Annotated in this window: 11 protein-coding genes; 8 read left to right on the forward strand and 3 right to left on the reverse strand. The window is 49.3% G+C overall.

Going from position 1 to position 14,834, the window contains the following annotated elements; all coding sequences use genetic code 11:
- The first annotated feature begins 15 nt into the window (after positions 1 to 15).
- The 3 genes from nadC (at position 16) to H6G45_RS08745 (ending at position 3,781) form a co-directional block, all read left to right on the forward strand.
- Positions 16 to 870, forward strand: coding sequence for a carboxylating nicotinate-nucleotide diphosphorylase (gene nadC / locus H6G45_RS08735; RefSeq protein WP_190598065.1), 855 nt, complete (start codon positions 16 to 18; stop codon positions 868 to 870).
- Positions 871 to 998: 128 nt separating this feature from the next.
- Positions 999 to 2,213, forward strand: coding sequence for a hypothetical protein (locus tag H6G45_RS08740; protein WP_190598066.1), 1,215 nt, complete (start codon positions 999 to 1,001; stop codon positions 2,211 to 2,213).
- 188 nt (positions 2,214 to 2,401) lie between these two features.
- Complete coding sequence (locus H6G45_RS08745; protein WP_190598067.1) at positions 2,402 to 3,781, forward strand: Mur ligase family protein; 1,380 nt, start codon at positions 2,402 to 2,404, stop codon at positions 3,779 to 3,781.
- A gap of 77 nt (positions 3,782 to 3,858) precedes the next feature.
- Here H6G45_RS08745 and H6G45_RS08750 read toward each other — a convergent pair whose 3' ends face one another.
- Entirely contained in the window at positions 3,859 to 4,515 is a 657-nt protein-coding gene (locus H6G45_RS08750; protein WP_190598068.1) for a cobalt-precorrin-8X methylmutase, read from the reverse strand.
- On the reverse strand, positions 4,512 to 6,086 hold the full coding sequence (locus H6G45_RS08755) for a pitrilysin family protein (protein ID WP_190598069.1): 1,575 nt from the start codon (positions 6,084 to 6,086) through the stop codon (positions 4,512 to 4,514). Before H6G45_RS08755 ends, H6G45_RS08750 begins: the two co-directional genes overlap by 4 nt.
- Positions 6,087 to 6,242: 156 nt before the next feature.
- Between H6G45_RS08755 and zds the strand changes: the two genes are divergently transcribed.
- The 3 genes from zds to H6G45_RS08770 all read left to right on the forward strand — a co-directional run bounded on the left by zds (position 6,243) and on the right by H6G45_RS08770 (position 9,421).
- Positions 6,243 to 7,712, forward strand: a complete 1,470-nt coding sequence (gene zds, locus H6G45_RS08760) for a 9,9'-di-cis-zeta-carotene desaturase (RefSeq protein ID WP_190598070.1) — start codon at positions 6,243 to 6,245, stop codon at positions 7,710 to 7,712.
- Positions 7,713 to 7,727: 15 nt separating this feature from the next.
- Positions 7,728 to 8,171, forward strand: coding sequence for an SRPBCC family protein (locus H6G45_RS08765; protein ID WP_190598071.1), 444 nt, complete (start codon positions 7,728 to 7,730; stop codon positions 8,169 to 8,171).
- A 65-nt stretch (positions 8,172 to 8,236) separates the two neighbouring features.
- A complete protein-coding gene (locus H6G45_RS08770; protein ID WP_347338257.1) occupies positions 8,237 to 9,421 on the forward strand; it encodes an EAL domain-containing response regulator in 1,185 nt (394 codons plus the stop codon).
- A 50-nt stretch (positions 9,422 to 9,471) separates the two neighbouring features.
- Here H6G45_RS08770 and H6G45_RS08775 read toward each other — a convergent pair whose 3' ends face one another.
- Positions 9,472 to 9,699: a hypothetical protein gene (locus H6G45_RS08775; RefSeq protein WP_190598106.1), complete on the reverse strand. Its 228-nt coding sequence runs from the start codon at positions 9,697 to 9,699 to the stop codon at positions 9,472 to 9,474.
- Between H6G45_RS08775 and H6G45_RS08780 the strand changes: the two genes are divergently transcribed.
- A complete protein-coding gene (locus H6G45_RS08780) occupies positions 9,688 to 12,210 on the forward strand; it encodes a PAS domain-containing sensor histidine kinase (protein WP_242018105.1) in 2,523 nt (840 codons plus the stop codon). The two genes, H6G45_RS08775 and H6G45_RS08780, sit on opposite strands and share 12 nt — an antisense overlap.
- Positions 12,207 to 14,825, forward strand: coding sequence for a hybrid sensor histidine kinase/response regulator (locus H6G45_RS08785; protein WP_242018106.1), 2,619 nt, complete (start codon positions 12,207 to 12,209; stop codon positions 14,823 to 14,825). Before H6G45_RS08780 ends, H6G45_RS08785 begins: the two co-directional genes overlap by 4 nt.
- Positions 14,826 to 14,834 lie beyond the last annotated feature (9 nt).

The raw sequence follows: 14,834 nt of genomic DNA on the forward strand, positions 1-14,834 counted from the left end.
ACGAACCCATTCCCCATGACCTGTTTACCCCCCTGGATAATTATTGACCCTTGGCTCCAGCAATGGTTGGCGGAGGACATTGGTCGGGGAGATTGGTCTACCCAGGGCCTTGGTTTACAACATCGGGGCCAAGCCCGTTGGGTGGCGAAGGAAAATGGTGTGATGGCGGGATTACCCATGGCCGCTCGGATTTTTCAGCTTTTGGATCCCTCCATGGAATTTCAGGGATTAGACCAAGAAGGTAAAACCGTCCAGTCCGGCACCATAATTGCCACCATGGCGGGAGATTTAGGCAGTTTACTGACTGGGGAAAGGGTGGCCCTCAATTTGGTGATGGGTTTGAGCGGCATTGCCACCATGACTAGGCAATACGTCCAGGCGATCGCCGACTATCCCAGCCGTTTTGTGGATACCCGGAAAACCACCCCAGGGTTGAGGGTGTTGGAAAAATATGCCAGCCGTTTGGGGGGAGCCATGAACCATCGTCTCGGCTTGGATGATGCGGTGATGGTCAAGGATAACCACATTCAAGCGGCCGGAAGTATTACTAAAGCCGTGCAGACCCTACGGCAAAATTTGCCCTATCCCCTGGCCATTGAGGTGGAAACCAGCAATTTGGAGGAAGTGAAAGAGGCGATCGGCGCCCAGGTGGAAATTATTATGCTGGATAACATGGACACCGAAACCATGGCCGCTGCAGTGAAATTAATCCGCCAAGCCAACCCCCTCATCCGCATTGAAGCTTCCGGCAACGTTACCCTGGCCAATCTCACGGCGATCGCCAGCACTGGGGTGGACTTTATCTCCAGCAGTGCCCCCATCACCCGTTCCCCCTGGTTAGACTTGAGCATGCAAATTGTGCAAAATTGAACAAATCTGGCTAATTTATGCCCAGCCTTGGAAACTTAAACCGGAGTCGAGCCATCTTCAATAGGCAGTGACGGCTTGCCCCCGGCCCATAGCCATTGTCCTCCGCTTTCCCCCAGCCCCAAGTTTTTATGAATAATTCCGATTTCCTGTCTTTTTTCCCTGAGCCTGACAATGATGATACGGCGGATGTCAACGTCGAAGAATTGGCCCTGCTATTCAATGGGATAGGCGGAGATGTACAGGAGCAGGTAAATCCCTCTGACCAGGAGCATTTTGGCACCATGCTCGATGGCATCGAAATGTTAGAAGAAATGCTGGTGGAAACGGAATTAGCTGGGGAAGCGGCCCTGCAGGAAATGACCCCCTTGGAGCAGGAAACGTCCGTTATGTTCGAGGGAGACGATTTACAGTACGAAGAAGTGGATGACCATAACCCAGTGGTCCTAATTCCACCCTTTCTCCGGGCCCATGAAGCCTTACAGGAACAGGTTATTAGCCTGGGGCAACGTCTAGCTTCCACAGAACAGGAACTCCTGGGACACCAGCGTCGAGCTTCCAGTGCCGAAAATTTGATTCAAGACCAGGCGATCGCCCTAACCCAGGCTCAGGAACAATTAGCCCATACGGTGGCGGAACTGCAGGTTTACCAAGAAGCTTGTAAGCAACAACAATTGCAGGTGGAAACCCTGACGGAACAATTGGAGGTGAGCCAAGGGCAAGTCATCGCTCAGCAAAATCAACTGGATGGGGGAATGGCTGATAAGGGGGCGGAAAACCAAGAGCTCCAAGCTCTAGTAACTAGCCTCACAGCGGAAAATGAACAATTAAAAGGACAGATCGGCCGTCATGACTCGGAAGTGGCCCGCTTTGAGCAACAACTCCAGGAACTGAGGGCCCGTCTGCAACGGCAACAACGCTACGCCCTCCAATATAAGTCCGCCCTGGAGCAATACCTGGCCCAACCTGATCTTCTGCCCCTGGGCGACATTGGTGAGGTGGTGGCCAATGTAACGGCCCAGTCCAAGGAAGTGAAACCCTGGGCCAGCGTCGGCGATGTGTTGGCTTCATTCTCCAGTGTTAACAATGAACCGCCCAGTGCCCCCGTGGCCGACCTAACACCGGGTCTAGTTAATTATTCCCCATCCCCTGCCCAGGAGATTACATCCCCAACAGAGGCAACCCATGGGGATAAAACAGAGGAAATTTCTCCCCCGCCCCAACCTTCCCCGACCCCAGCAGTACCAGCCATTGATCGACTAACTTTTGCAGTCAAAGAACCTCGACCTTCCCGTCGTGCCATTGATCTGCCCAGCTTTTTGCCCCGTTCTACCCCGATTGGGTAATCTTAAGCTTGCACCGCAATCAGGCAAGATAGCAGCCCGATGGAGTTGAAATTGGGATCGGCCCCAGCTCAATGGACAATGGCGTTGACCATTTTGATGCAAAACCCCGGTTATTCCCACCCCGGAGTCAATGCAACCCAGTTTCGTTGCCCTGCCTGGGGGAGCAGTCAATTTTCCTTTAATAGTTTATGAGTAATCTTTCGATCGCCGATGGGGTCCGCCTCGGTATTGCAGTGGGGGTGGCCAAGACTGTTACAGCCGTGGTAAAAGCCCTGCGCTTGGGTTCCGCCAGTGTGTTACCGGGGGAAATTGCCCGTCGTTTACATCCTAAAATGCTGGGGCTGTTAGCTCAACAAGTGTCCCAAGGGGTGATTTTAGTGGTGGGCACCAATGGCAAAACTACTACCTCATTGCTGCTAAGGAAAATTTTGGTGGACCAGGGTTATCGGGTGACCCACAATGCCACCGGCGCTAACTTGATCAATGGTTTAATTACTGCTCTGTTGGCCGATGCCAACCTATTTGGGCGTTTATCCACCGATTTTGCCATTTTGGAAGTGGATGAAAATGTCCTCCCCCTGGTGCTCAAGGATTGTCAACCCAGGGCAATTTTGGCCCTGAATCTTTTCCGGGATCAACTAGACCGCTATGGGGAAGTGGATAGCATTAGTCAGCGTTGGCAAAAGGCGATCGCCCCCCTACCGGAAGACACCATCATTGCCGTCAATGCTGATGATCCCACCCTTTCCCATCTGGGGCAAAAGTTAGCCCAACAGGTTTGTTACTTTGGCTTGAGCGAACCAGATTTATACCTGGAGGAAATTCCCCATGCGGTGGATTCCATTTACTGTCCCCAGTGCGGAACTTCCCTAGATTATCAAGGGGTTTACCTTTCCCATTTGGGGGATTTTCAATGTCCTAGCTGTGGATTTCACAAAAGCCAGCCGGCTTTCCATAGCAGTGAGTGGCCCCAAATTCTCATCGGTGTTTACAACAAATACAACACCCTAGCCGCCGGTTTGGTAGCTCAACAATTGGGCATCAAGACAGAGAAGATTTTCAACAACATCCGCAGTTTCAAGGCGGCTTTTGGTCGGGCAGAGGAGTTAGACGTGGAGGGCAAACATGTCCGCATTCTCCTGTCTAAAAATCCGGTGGGCTTAAATGAAACCATTCGGGCTGTCAATGACCTTAAACTGCAAGGACAATGCTCCACTACCCTGTTGGTACTCAATGACCGCATTGCCGATGGCACCGACGTTTCTTGGATTTGGGATGTGGACACTGAACCCCTGGTGGCATCCGGGGGAACTTTCATAGTCAGCGGCGATCGCCTTTATGACATGGCCCTACGTTTGCAATATAGCCAGGAAAATTTAATTCAACCCAGCCAGGGAAATGAGGCGTGGGATGGACAAACATCGAGGCTAATTTTGGAGGAAAACCTCGAAAAAGCAGTGCAAATTGCCTTGGAACTCACCCCTGAGGAAGAAACTCTCCATATCATTCCCACCTACACTGCCATGCTGGAAGTGCGGGGTATCCTAACTGGCCGCAAAATTCTCTAGGAGTCTGTTGGTCGGGTTTTATTGTTTCTCAGTTTCTCAATCCATTCCCTCAAACCACTCTAATACGGGGGGGATTTTTATCTCGATTCTTGCCAGGCCAACATCAGTAACGCATTGACAATGCCAGCGGCCACGGGGGAACCGCCCTTATTTCCTTCCACCCTAATTTGGGGACAGGGCAAGGTGGATAAAGTTTCCTTGGCTTCCAGAACCCCAATGAAGCCCACCGGCACTCCGATCACTAAAGCTGGTCTGGCCTCACCGACGGCGATCGCCTGACAAAGGGTTAAAAGGGCGGTGGGAGCATTACCAATGACGTAGATCGCTTCGGGAAATTGGGTAATACAGTGGTCCATGCCGGTTTCGGTGCGGGTTTTGCCAGGGGTGGCCGTGGGCGCAAAATCAATTGCCGTTTGGATGGGATTGCTAAAAGTGCGCTGTACTAAACCTTGAATGCCCTGTTTGACCATATTCACATCCACCACAATGGTTTGGCCCTGGCGCAAACTTTTTATCCCCCTGGCGATCGCCTGATTGGTCAGCAAATCTGGATCAAATTCAGCCTTGGCTAAATCCGGGGTAAAACGGAGCAGGTGAAGAAAATCAAAGTCGGCGGTGCTGTGGATCACCCGACGGGCAATGGCATATTCCTGGGCAGAAAGATTATGGGGCCCCACAGAACGGTCAATGTGGGCAAAGCTTGCCAGCAAAATGGGATGTTCTAGGGGAATCATTGGCGATTAGATTCCGGCAAAATCCGACCAATGGTACTGTTCTCTGGGCGGAAAGTCTCTTGGGCAACCCGTTGAATATCCTCTGGGGTCACAGCGGCGATCGCCTCTAGGCGGACAAAAAGATTACGCCAATCTCCGGTACGCACATTGTATTTCACCAACAGTTGGGCCATGCCCATATTGGAGTTGAGGGATTGCAGGGCAGAAATTTGTAGTAAGTTCTGGGCCCGTTCCAGTTCCTCCTGGGTTACAGGCTCCGTTTTTAACCGTTCAATTTCCCCATGGAGGGCTTGGCTAAGTTCATCCAAACTGCGGCCGGGGGCACTCTGGGCATAGAACATCAACAGGTTGGGAAATTTATCAGCGGGAAAACCGTTAAAGCCCTGGGCCATCAACGCCAACTGTTGTTCCTCCACCAGGGATTGATACAAACGGGACGTGCGGCCACTGCTGAGAATGGTGGTCATCACGTCAAACACCGCACTATCGGGATCATCAAAAGCCGGGCTGTGGTAACCCTCGAAATACCATGGCTGGGAAGGCAAGGTTAAATTAATTTCTTTTTGTTCCGTCTGGGGCGGTTCCACCACCGTTACCTGGGGCGTAGGGGGGCGCTTAGGGAAACGACCAAAATATTTCTGCGCCAAACTTTTCACTTGGTCAGCCTTCACATCTCCGACCACCGCAATGGTCATATTGCCAGGAGTGTAATATTTTTCATAAAAATCCGTCACATCTTGGCGGGAAAGGTTGCGGATATCCTCGTCATAGCCAATTACCGGGCGACGGTAGGGGTGCTTAGTAAAAGCAGTGTCTAAAAATTCCTCCACCATTTGCCCCACTGGGTTATTTTCCGTGCGCATACGCCGCTCTTCCAAAATTACTTCCTGCTCTTGGTAAAACTCCCGAAATACCGGTTCTAAAAACCGCTCCGACTCCAAAGACATCCACAGTTCCAATTTGTTGGCCGGCAAACTGTAGAAATAAAACGTAGCATCGGCACTGGTGGCCGCATTTAAGCCCACGCCCCCGGCCATCTGAATAATTTGCCCAAATTCATTCTGTTGCACTAAGCTCTGGGCCTGTTGTTGGATTTGCTTAAATTTTTCCTCTAACTTGGCCTCTGCCTCCTTATCCCCCTTGGCCCTGGCCTGGGTGATTTGTCCAAACACTTCGTCCAATTGGTCTAGTAGCTTTTGTTCCTGGGCAAAATTCTTGGTGCCAATGCGTTCTGTGCCTTTAAAGGCCATGTGCTCCAGAAAGTGGGCTACGCCGGTTTTTCCTACCGGTTCATCTACTCCCCCCACATCAAAGTAGGTGTAAAAGGAAACCACTGGAGCCTCGTTATTCTCCATGACGATAAATTTCAAACCATTATCCAGTTGAAACTCCGTCACCCGTTCGATCGCCTGGTCGAGGTAGGGTTTGAGGGTTTGGCTATTTCTTTCCCTAACAGGGCTGAGGTCAGCGGCGATCGCCGGGGTGGGCGACAGCAAAGGACTGTGCAGAGCTAACAGTAGCACCAGGGCACAAAGGGAACGGGGCAAGGAACTCAAGACCGGCAGGGGCATGGGGAGCAATAAACTATGAACGCAAACTACTTCTACCCATCACTTTAGACCATCGCGGTGGAGAACTTGGGCGCTTGCCGGGAGGGTTTAAGGAAGATTAAAATTTGTAACAGTGCTAATTTATCTGGCAAAGTTCAATCATAGGGTGAAGCCGAAATGCGTGTTGCAATTGTAGGAGCGGGATTGGCGGGGATGGCCACCGCAGTGGAATTGGTGGATGCGGGCCACGAAGTTGAACTTTACGAAGCCAGGAGTTTCATCGGCGGCAAAGTGGGCAGTTGGGTGGACGGCGATGGCAACCACATCGAAATGGGCTTGCATGTCTTTTTCGGCTGTTACTACAATCTTTTCAACTTGATGGAAAAGGTGGGAGCCAAGCAAAATCTCCGGCTTAAGGAACATACCCACACTTTTGTTAACCAAGGGGGCCGCATTGGCGAATTAGATTTTCGTTTCTTCACCGGCGCTCCATTTAACGGCTTAAAAGCATTTTTCACCACGTCCCAACTGGATACCCAGGACAAAATTGCCAACTCCATTGCCCTGGCCACCAGTCCCATTGTGCGGGGCTTAGTGGACTTCGATGGAGCCATGAAAACTATCCGGGATTTAGACAGAATCAGTTTTGCGGAATGGTTCCTCAGCAAAGGCGGTAACGAAGGTAGTTTGAAAAAAATGTGGGACCCGATCGCCTATGCGTTGGGTTTTATTGATACGGAAAACATTTCTGCCCGGTGCATGCTGACCATTTTTCAGTTGTTTGCCGCCCGCACAGAGGCCTCAGTGTTGCGGATGTTGGAAGGCTCACCCCAGGAATATTTACATAAACCCATTCAGGAATATTTGGAAAAACGGGGAGCCAAGTTTTACACCAGGCATCGAGTCAAGGAAATTCACACCAAGGTATTTGACGGAGAAACTAAAGTAACCGGCTTAGTGATCAACGATGGCTCTGACAGCAAAACCGTAATCGCTGATGCCTATGTAGCCGCCTGTGACGTGCCGGGTATTAAAAACCTGTTGCCGGAAAGCTGGCGCACCCAATGGGACTTTTTTAACAAAATTTACTACCTGGACACCGTTCCCGTAGCCACAGTGCAACTGCGCTTTGACGGCTGGGTAACGGAAATGAATGACCCAGCCAAACGCAAACAGCTAGAACAAGCCTTTGGGTTAGACAACCTGCTCTACACCAGCGATGCGGAATTTTCCTGTTTTGCTGACCTAGCCCTCACCAGTCCCGCCGATTATTACCGACCCGGGGAAGGTTCCCTGTTGCAATTAGTGCTCACCCCCGGTGATCCCTTCATGAAAGAGTCCAACGAGGCGATCGCCTATCGTGTGCTTAAACAGGTTAAAGCTCTGTTCCCTTCCGCAGCGGATCTGAACATGACTTGGTACAGCGTGGTTAAGTTAGCCCAATCTTTGTACCGGGAAGCACCGGGCATGGATCTGTTCCGCCCCAGCCAAGCAACCCCGATCGCCAACTTCTTTTTAGCCGGTAGCTACACCCAACAGGATTACATCGATAGTATGGAAGGGGCCACCCTATCCGGTCGCCAGGCCGCCCAGGCTGTTTTGGCTAACCAAGCCCGTTTGCAAATCCCCGTCCCTTCCGCCCAATAATTTTTCTCAAATCCCATGGCTAATTGGCTAGAACATAGTGTGCAGGTGGAAGTGGATGCTCCCATTGAATTGGTGTGGCAACTGTGGTCTGACCTGGAGCAGATGCCCCGCTGGATGAAATGGATTGATTCCGTCAAAGTGCTGGAAGATGATCCAGAGCTTTCCCGGTGGAAGCTGGCCAGTGGCAGTTTGGAGTTCACCTGGCTGTCGCGGATTACTAAATTAATTTCCCAACAAATTATTCAGTGGGAATCGGTGGATGGTTTGCCCAACCGGGGCGCTGTGCGCTTTTACGATCGCCAAGGGAAAAGTATTGTCCGCCTCACCATTGCCTATAACGTACCGGGTTGGCTGGGGTTATTGATGGATAATCTCTTCCTCGGTCGGGTGGTGGAATCTACCATCCAAGCAGACCTAGAACGCTTCCGGGAATATATCAATAAGTTACAGGCTCCATAAACTAAAATCACAGTAGGCGGTCATAACCGGCATCTTGAGCATTAACAGCAAATATCGAGGTCACTGTGGCGGAGAAAACAAAAGTCTCAAGAAGCTTGTTAGTCCTTGACGACGAAAAAGATGTCGCCGCCACAATCTGCATGATGGCTGCCACCGCAGCCTATGACGCTGACTATATTGATGATGCTGACATTTTTCTAGAGAAAGTGGCCTCCTCGGCACCAACCCACGTGGCGGTAGATTTGCAACTAGCTGATCGTGATGGGATAGAAGTTATCCGTAAGCTAGCAGAGATGAAATGCAAGGCGGCAGTGATCATTATGTCTGGTCTAGGAGGACGCATACTAGAATCCTCTGCTAGGGCCACCACTGAAAACGGACTTCGGCTTCTGGGCACCCTAGCCAAGCCCTTTTCCCGTGCTCAACTTTTGGAATTGTTGGCAAAGGATGCCCATGAGACTGTTTCAACGCGGAAATTCCCAACCTATTCTGTTTCTGATGAACAAATCAGCGATGCGCTCAAGGCCAAAGTCTTTGTGGCCCACTTTCAGCCCAAAATTTCCTGTCTGACTGGCGAACTAGTCGGATTTGAATGCCTCGCCCGTTGGCCCCAAAAGGACGGTACTATGATCCCCCCGGATCAGTTCATTGGTTTGGCTGAGCAACGAGGAATGATTGATGCACTAACGCGACAAGTCTATCATTACGCCTTAGCCAACTTGCCCCTACGAAACCATAGATCTCCATTGAAATATGCGTTGAATCTTTCACCAATCAATTTAAAAGATACAAATTTTCCCAACTGGTTAAGAAATAAATGCCGCGAGCATAGTATTAAGCCATCACAGATTATTCTGGAACTTACAGAGACAGCTAGCATGGAAAATCCACTGGTGTTATTAGAGCATTTGACTCAGTTTCGCATCCATGGATTTCAGTTGTCCATTGATGATTTTGGTGTCGGTTACTCCTCCCTTGTGCAACTGGCACGGTTACCTTTTTCGGAACTGAAGGTCGACCAAATGTTCGTCAAAACTCTCTCCAGTTCCCAAGAGTCTCAGAAAATTGTCGCCGCTGTGGTTGGTCTTGGGAAGTCCATGGATCTGAATGTAGTAGCTGAGGGGGTAGAAAACACATCCGCTCTGGGGCTGTTGCGAGAGCTTGGTTGCGACGAAGCCCAAGGCTACTTTATCGGCAAGCCCATGGATGTTGTCACCGCCGGGAATTGGAGCAGCTTATCGGACAAGTAGGCATAATGAATCAACCAATGAATTTTCTATACAAGAGACTTTTCAAAGCGTCACCAAGCAAAATTCTGGTGCTCCAGCCCGACAGATTTGAGATTATTGCCGTCACGGATGAATACCTGAAGGCGACCGTTACAAAAGAAAGTGATATTGTCGGCAAGACCCTGTTTGAGGTATTTCCCGATGACCCCAATGACCCCAATGCGGATGGGGTAAACAGCTTGTCCGCTTCCCTGCAGAGAGTTATGTCGCTGAAAACAGCCGATATAATGGGTATACAACGTTATCCCATACGCCTACCCAATGGTACTTTTGAAGAAAGGTTTTGGAGTCCGGTAAATAGTCCTGTGTTAGATGAATTCGGAGTAGTCGAGTTTATTATGCACAGGGTAGAGGATGTGACGGAGATAGTTCATCAAAATAGTTTTGCCATCCTCACGGAGATCACCAAAACTGAAAACCGCATTGCTCTTCAGGATATTATTCTGCGGTCAAAAGAACTAAAGCAGACTCTATCAAAACTGCAGGAACATGAGGCTCGCATTCGCACCGCAGAGCGGATTCTGAGTCTTGGTACTTGGGAATATAATCCACAGACCGGCACTTTGAATTGGTCTAAGCAGGTGTTTGACATCTACGGTATGACCCCTACTCAAAAAACACTGGATGTCGAAGAATATTTTGCCATGGTACATCCAGATGATCGGGAAGCATCCATTGCCGTTTATCAGTCCTTTATGGAAGAAAATGCCCCCCGAATTGCTTTTGAACATCGTGTGACCACCCGTGATGGCGATGTTAGGCATGTTAAAGGCTTTGGTGAACGTCATTGGACACCGGACGGTGAAATCGTGGTTGGCTGTGTTCAGGACATTACCTCGTTTATCAGAAATCGAGACAAACTTACCCAAGCGGAATACCTTTTACGTCTAGCAGGGGAAAAGGCCAGGCTAGGAGGTTGGCGGGTTGAACTCGATCCGCCGGTTGTCACTTGGACGTCGGAGACCGCGGTGATTCATGGTATGCCAGCCGGTTACTCTCCCCCTGATGTGGCCACAGCAGTTCAGTTTTATGCGCCCGAATTTCGTGAATTTATCATGGAAGTTTTTGAACGTTGTGTGCAGCAAGGGGAGGCTTTCGATGTCATCTGCCAACTTCAACTACCCGATGGGCGGAGTCCTTGGATACGGGCCATTGGTGAAGCCGAAAGAGATGCTCAAGGCAAGGTAATTGTTGTTCAGGGAGCGTTTCAGGATATTTCCACTTTGCGCGAGGCCCAGGACCGTTTTCAGTTAATATCCAAAGCCACCAATGATGTAATTTGGGACTGGAATTTTGCCACCAATAAAATCTGGTGGAATGCCTCCATAACGGATACGTTTGGATACACTTTGTCGGATATGGCGGGGCCTGACTCCTGGGCATTACGCATTCATCCGGAGGATCTAGAACGTGTTCTTCAAAGTATTCATCAAGTTATCGACGGTGAGGATAATTACTGGCAAAGCGATTACCGTTTTGTTAAAAGCGATGGGCAGTACGCTAACGTCATGGATCGTGGTTTTGTGACCCGTGATAGCCAAGGTAAGGCGACTCGTATGGTGGGAAGCATGCTCGATGTCACTGAGCGCATGGCCATGGAACAGAGGCTACGAGAATCGCAAAAACTCGAAGCTGTGGGACATTTAACCGGTGGTGTGGCCCACGATTTTAATAATTTATTAACAATTATTCTAGGTAACGCCGAAATGTTGTCGGAACTGGTGGCGGATCCAAACCTACAAAGTATGGCGGAAATGACATTATCGGCCGCTAAGCGTGGTGCCGAACTAACTAGCCATTTGCTGGCCTTTGCCCGCCGCCAACCCCTTGACCCGAAAGTGATAAATATTAATCATTTAGTGGAGGCGATGTGGGGCCTGATTCGTCTCACCCTACCGGAAAATATTGAGCTTGAATTTGTCCCCGATCCTGATCTAGGCATTACAGAAATTGATGCTGGTGAACTGGAAACAGCATTGTTGAATCTGGTAGTCAATGCCCGCGATGCCATGCAAGATGGGGGTAAATTAACCATTGAGACCTCCACTGCTGTGCTGGATAGTGATTACGCCGATCGCCACTCTGAAGTGATAACGGGCGAGTATGTCATGATTTGTGTTTCGGACACTGGCATTGGCATGGATGCAGATACGGTGAGCCATGCCTTTGAACCCTTCTTCACCACTAAAACGGTGGGTAAGGGCAGTGGCCTTGGTTTAAGCATGGTCTTTGGTTTTACCAAACAATCGGGTGGACATATAAAAATTTATTCCGAACCCGGTGAAGGCACGGCCGTTAAACTCTACTTCCCGATGGTGAGAGGTGCCCAGCAAGTAAATTATCAACCAACCCAGGAATCATCACCGGAAGGTGGTACGGAGCATATTTTGATTGCCGAGGACGACGATTTGGTACTGAAACACCTTGAAGCTCAGTTGCGCTCCCTAGGTTATCGCGTCACAGCCGTCACATCCGGCCCCGATGCACTAAAAGTCTTGGGCAGCCATAACGATATCGAGCTTTTGCTTACCGACATAATTATGCCCGGTGGCATGAACGGGCGGGAATTAGCTGATCGTGCCAAGGCAATGTATCCCAAACTCAAGATTTTGTTCACCTCTGGCTACACCGAGAACGCCATTGTTCATCACGGTCGCCTTGATCCGGGAGTGGACCTGCTAAGTAAACCCTATAATCGTTTGGAACTGGCAACTAAGGTAAAGCGTGTAATTCGAGGTTCTGGCAGTTGAAAACCTTTGCTGATTTTGCTAGATCATCTTACTTACATGTCGGCCTGATTTGGCTTTTTTGGGCCTTGGTATTCTACACCGACTTTCTCACTCCCCTTGGCTTTGCCCACGGTATCCTCTATGTCCCCGTTCTAATCTATGCCATGGTAGTGCCGGGTATAGGGGGGCGACTACAACTGATGGTACTGATAGCGGCCCTGACTTCCACGATTTTGTCTTATTCACTGATACCCAATCACTCCGATTTATCAAATATATACATTTTCAGTAACCGCTTACTGTCAGTGGCCATACTTCTATTAACCTATTTTTATTTCCAAAAGCTGCGTGCTACCAATCAGCAAAATATTACTATTCGTAAATTGGAGCAATCTCAACGTCAGACATTGGCTGATTTCCTTGAGGCTATGCCGGTACAAGTTTGGTCTGCCGATGCTAGTGGTGTCATAGATTTCGTCAGCAGCGGCTTGGTAACTTTTTCCGGTAGGAGCAGGGAAGCTATTCTCAATGACTGGATTGAACTCCTCCACCCTGAAGATCGAAAAAATACCATTGAAGCCTGGAGCCACTCGGTAAAAACTGGAACCCCATATCATATTGATTTTCGGCTAAGACGCCATGATAAAAAGTACATCTGGTTTAGTACCCAAGCCGTTGCTCAACGAGATGAAAATGGCAGGATACAGCGCTGGCTGGGTTCCTCAATTGACATTGACGATCTGCGTCGATTTCGAGAAGAATCTGAGCGAATAGCGGCAAAGTTTCGACATACCGTAGAAAGTATTACCGATGCCTTGTTTACCCTTGACCATGACTTTCGATTTACCTATTTAAATCAGAAGGCGGCGGAAATATTGGGTGGTACGGTTGAAGATTTACTGGGGGAAATTATCTGGCGAAAATGTAGTATTGGCTATCATAGCTCTTTTGCTGTATGGTATCGCAGGGCTGCACAGACAGGACAAAAACTACATTTCGAAGAATATTTTCCCCCCGATGATAAGTGGCTCGAAGTGCGTATCTATCCATCTCCTGATGGCCTTTCAGTATATTTTTCAGATATTTCAGAGCGGCGAAAGGAACGTGAACAACTACGGTTACTAAATATCGCTGTGTCCAAGCTCAATGACATTATTCTTATTACCGAAGCAGAGCCCCTGGATGAGCCGGGACCAAAAATTGTCTATGTCAATCCAGCCTTTGAAAAATTGACAGGGTACACATCCCAGGAGATCATTGGACGTAGTCCCAGATTATTACAAGGTCCCCAAACAGACCCTGGGGAATTAAGCCGGATTAAGACAGCCCTGGAAAATAAAGATTCAGTCCGTGCACAGCTTATCAACTACACAAAGACAGGCAAACAATATTGCATTGAACTTGAGATTATTCCCTTGCTAGATGACAAGATGCTCTGTACTCATTTGGTCTCAGTGCAGCGTGATATTACTGCGCGAATACAAATGGAACAGAGGCTAAGGGAGTCGCAAAAACTGGAAGCTGTGGGACATTTGACCGGTGGCGTGGCCCACGATTTCAATAATTTATTAACGATTATCCTGGGTAACGCCGAAATGTTGTCAGAACTGGTGGCGGAGCCAAGTCTACAAAGTATGGCGCAAATGACGTTATCGGCCGCTAATCGTGGTGCCGAACTAACCCGTCATTTACTGGCCTTTGCCCGCCGCCAACCCCTTGACCCGAAAGTGATAAATATTAATCATTTAGTGGAGGCGATGTGGGGCCTGATTCGTCGAGCCCTACCAGAAAATATTGAGCTTGAATTTGTCCCCGATCCTGATCTAGGCATTACAGAAATTGATGCTGGTGAACTGGAAACAGCATTGTTGAATCTGGTGGTCAATGCCCGTGATGCCATGCAAGATGGAGGTAAATTAACCATTGAGACCTCCACTGCTGTGCTGGATAGTGATTACGCCGATCGCCACTCTGAAGTGATAACGGGCGAGTATGTCATGATTTGTGTTTCGGACACTGGCATTGGCATGGATACAGATACGGTGAGCCATGCCTTTGAACCCTTCTTCACCACTAAAACGGTGGGCAAGGGCAGTGGCCTTGGTTTAAGCATGGTCTTTGGTTTTACCAAACAATCGGGTGGACATATAAAAATTTATTCCGAACCCGGTGAAGGCACGGCAGTTAAACTCTACTTCCCGATGGTGAGAGGTGCCCAGCAAGTAAATTATCAACCAACCCAGGAATCATTACCGGAAGGTGGTCCGGAGCATATTTTGATTGCCGAGGACGACGATTTGGTACTGAAACACCTTGAAGCCCAGTTGCGCTCCCTAGGTTATCGAGTCACAGCCGTCACATCCGGCCCCGATGCACTAAAAGTCTTGGGCAGCCATAACGATATCGAGCTTTTGCTTACCGACATAATTATGCCCGGTGGCATGAACGGGCGGGAATTAGCTGATCGTGCCAAGGCAATGTATCCCAAACTCAAGATTTTATTTACCTCTGGCTACACCGATAACGCCATTGTTCATAACGGTCGCCTCGATCCGGGGGTGGAGCTGCTAAGTAAACCCTATAATCGTTTGGAGCTAGCAACTAAAGTGCGACAAGTGCTGAGCCAAAAACGTTAACTTTTGTTC

This window comes from Synechocystis sp. FACHB-383, assembly GCF_014698605.1.
Classification (GTDB): Bacteria; Cyanobacteriota; Cyanobacteriia; order Cyanobacteriales; family Microcystaceae; genus Synechocystis; species Synechocystis salina.

Coding starts and splice junctions, on each gene's coding strand:
- nadC (WP_190598065.1), top strand. CDS start 16: ATGACCTGTTTACCCCCCTGGATAATTATTGACCCTTGGCTCCAGCAA.
- H6G45_RS08740 (WP_190598066.1), top strand. CDS start 999: ATGAATAATTCCGATTTCCTGTCTTTTTTCCCTGAGCCTGACAATGAT.
- H6G45_RS08745 (WP_190598067.1), top strand. CDS start 2,402: ATGAGTAATCTTTCGATCGCCGATGGGGTCCGCCTCGGTATTGCAGTG.
- H6G45_RS08750 (WP_190598068.1), bottom strand. CDS start 4,515: ATGATTCCCCTAGAACATCCCATTTTGCTGGCAAGCTTTGCCCACATT.
- H6G45_RS08755 (WP_190598069.1), bottom strand. CDS start 6,086: ATGCCCCTGCCGGTCTTGAGTTCCTTGCCCCGTTCCCTTTGTGCCCTG.
- zds (WP_190598070.1), top strand. CDS start 6,243: ATGCGTGTTGCAATTGTAGGAGCGGGATTGGCGGGGATGGCCACCGCA.
- H6G45_RS08765 (WP_190598071.1), top strand. CDS start 7,728: ATGGCTAATTGGCTAGAACATAGTGTGCAGGTGGAAGTGGATGCTCCC.
- H6G45_RS08780 (WP_242018105.1), top strand. CDS start 9,688: ATGGGTATACAACGTTATCCCATACGCCTACCCAATGGTACTTTTGAA.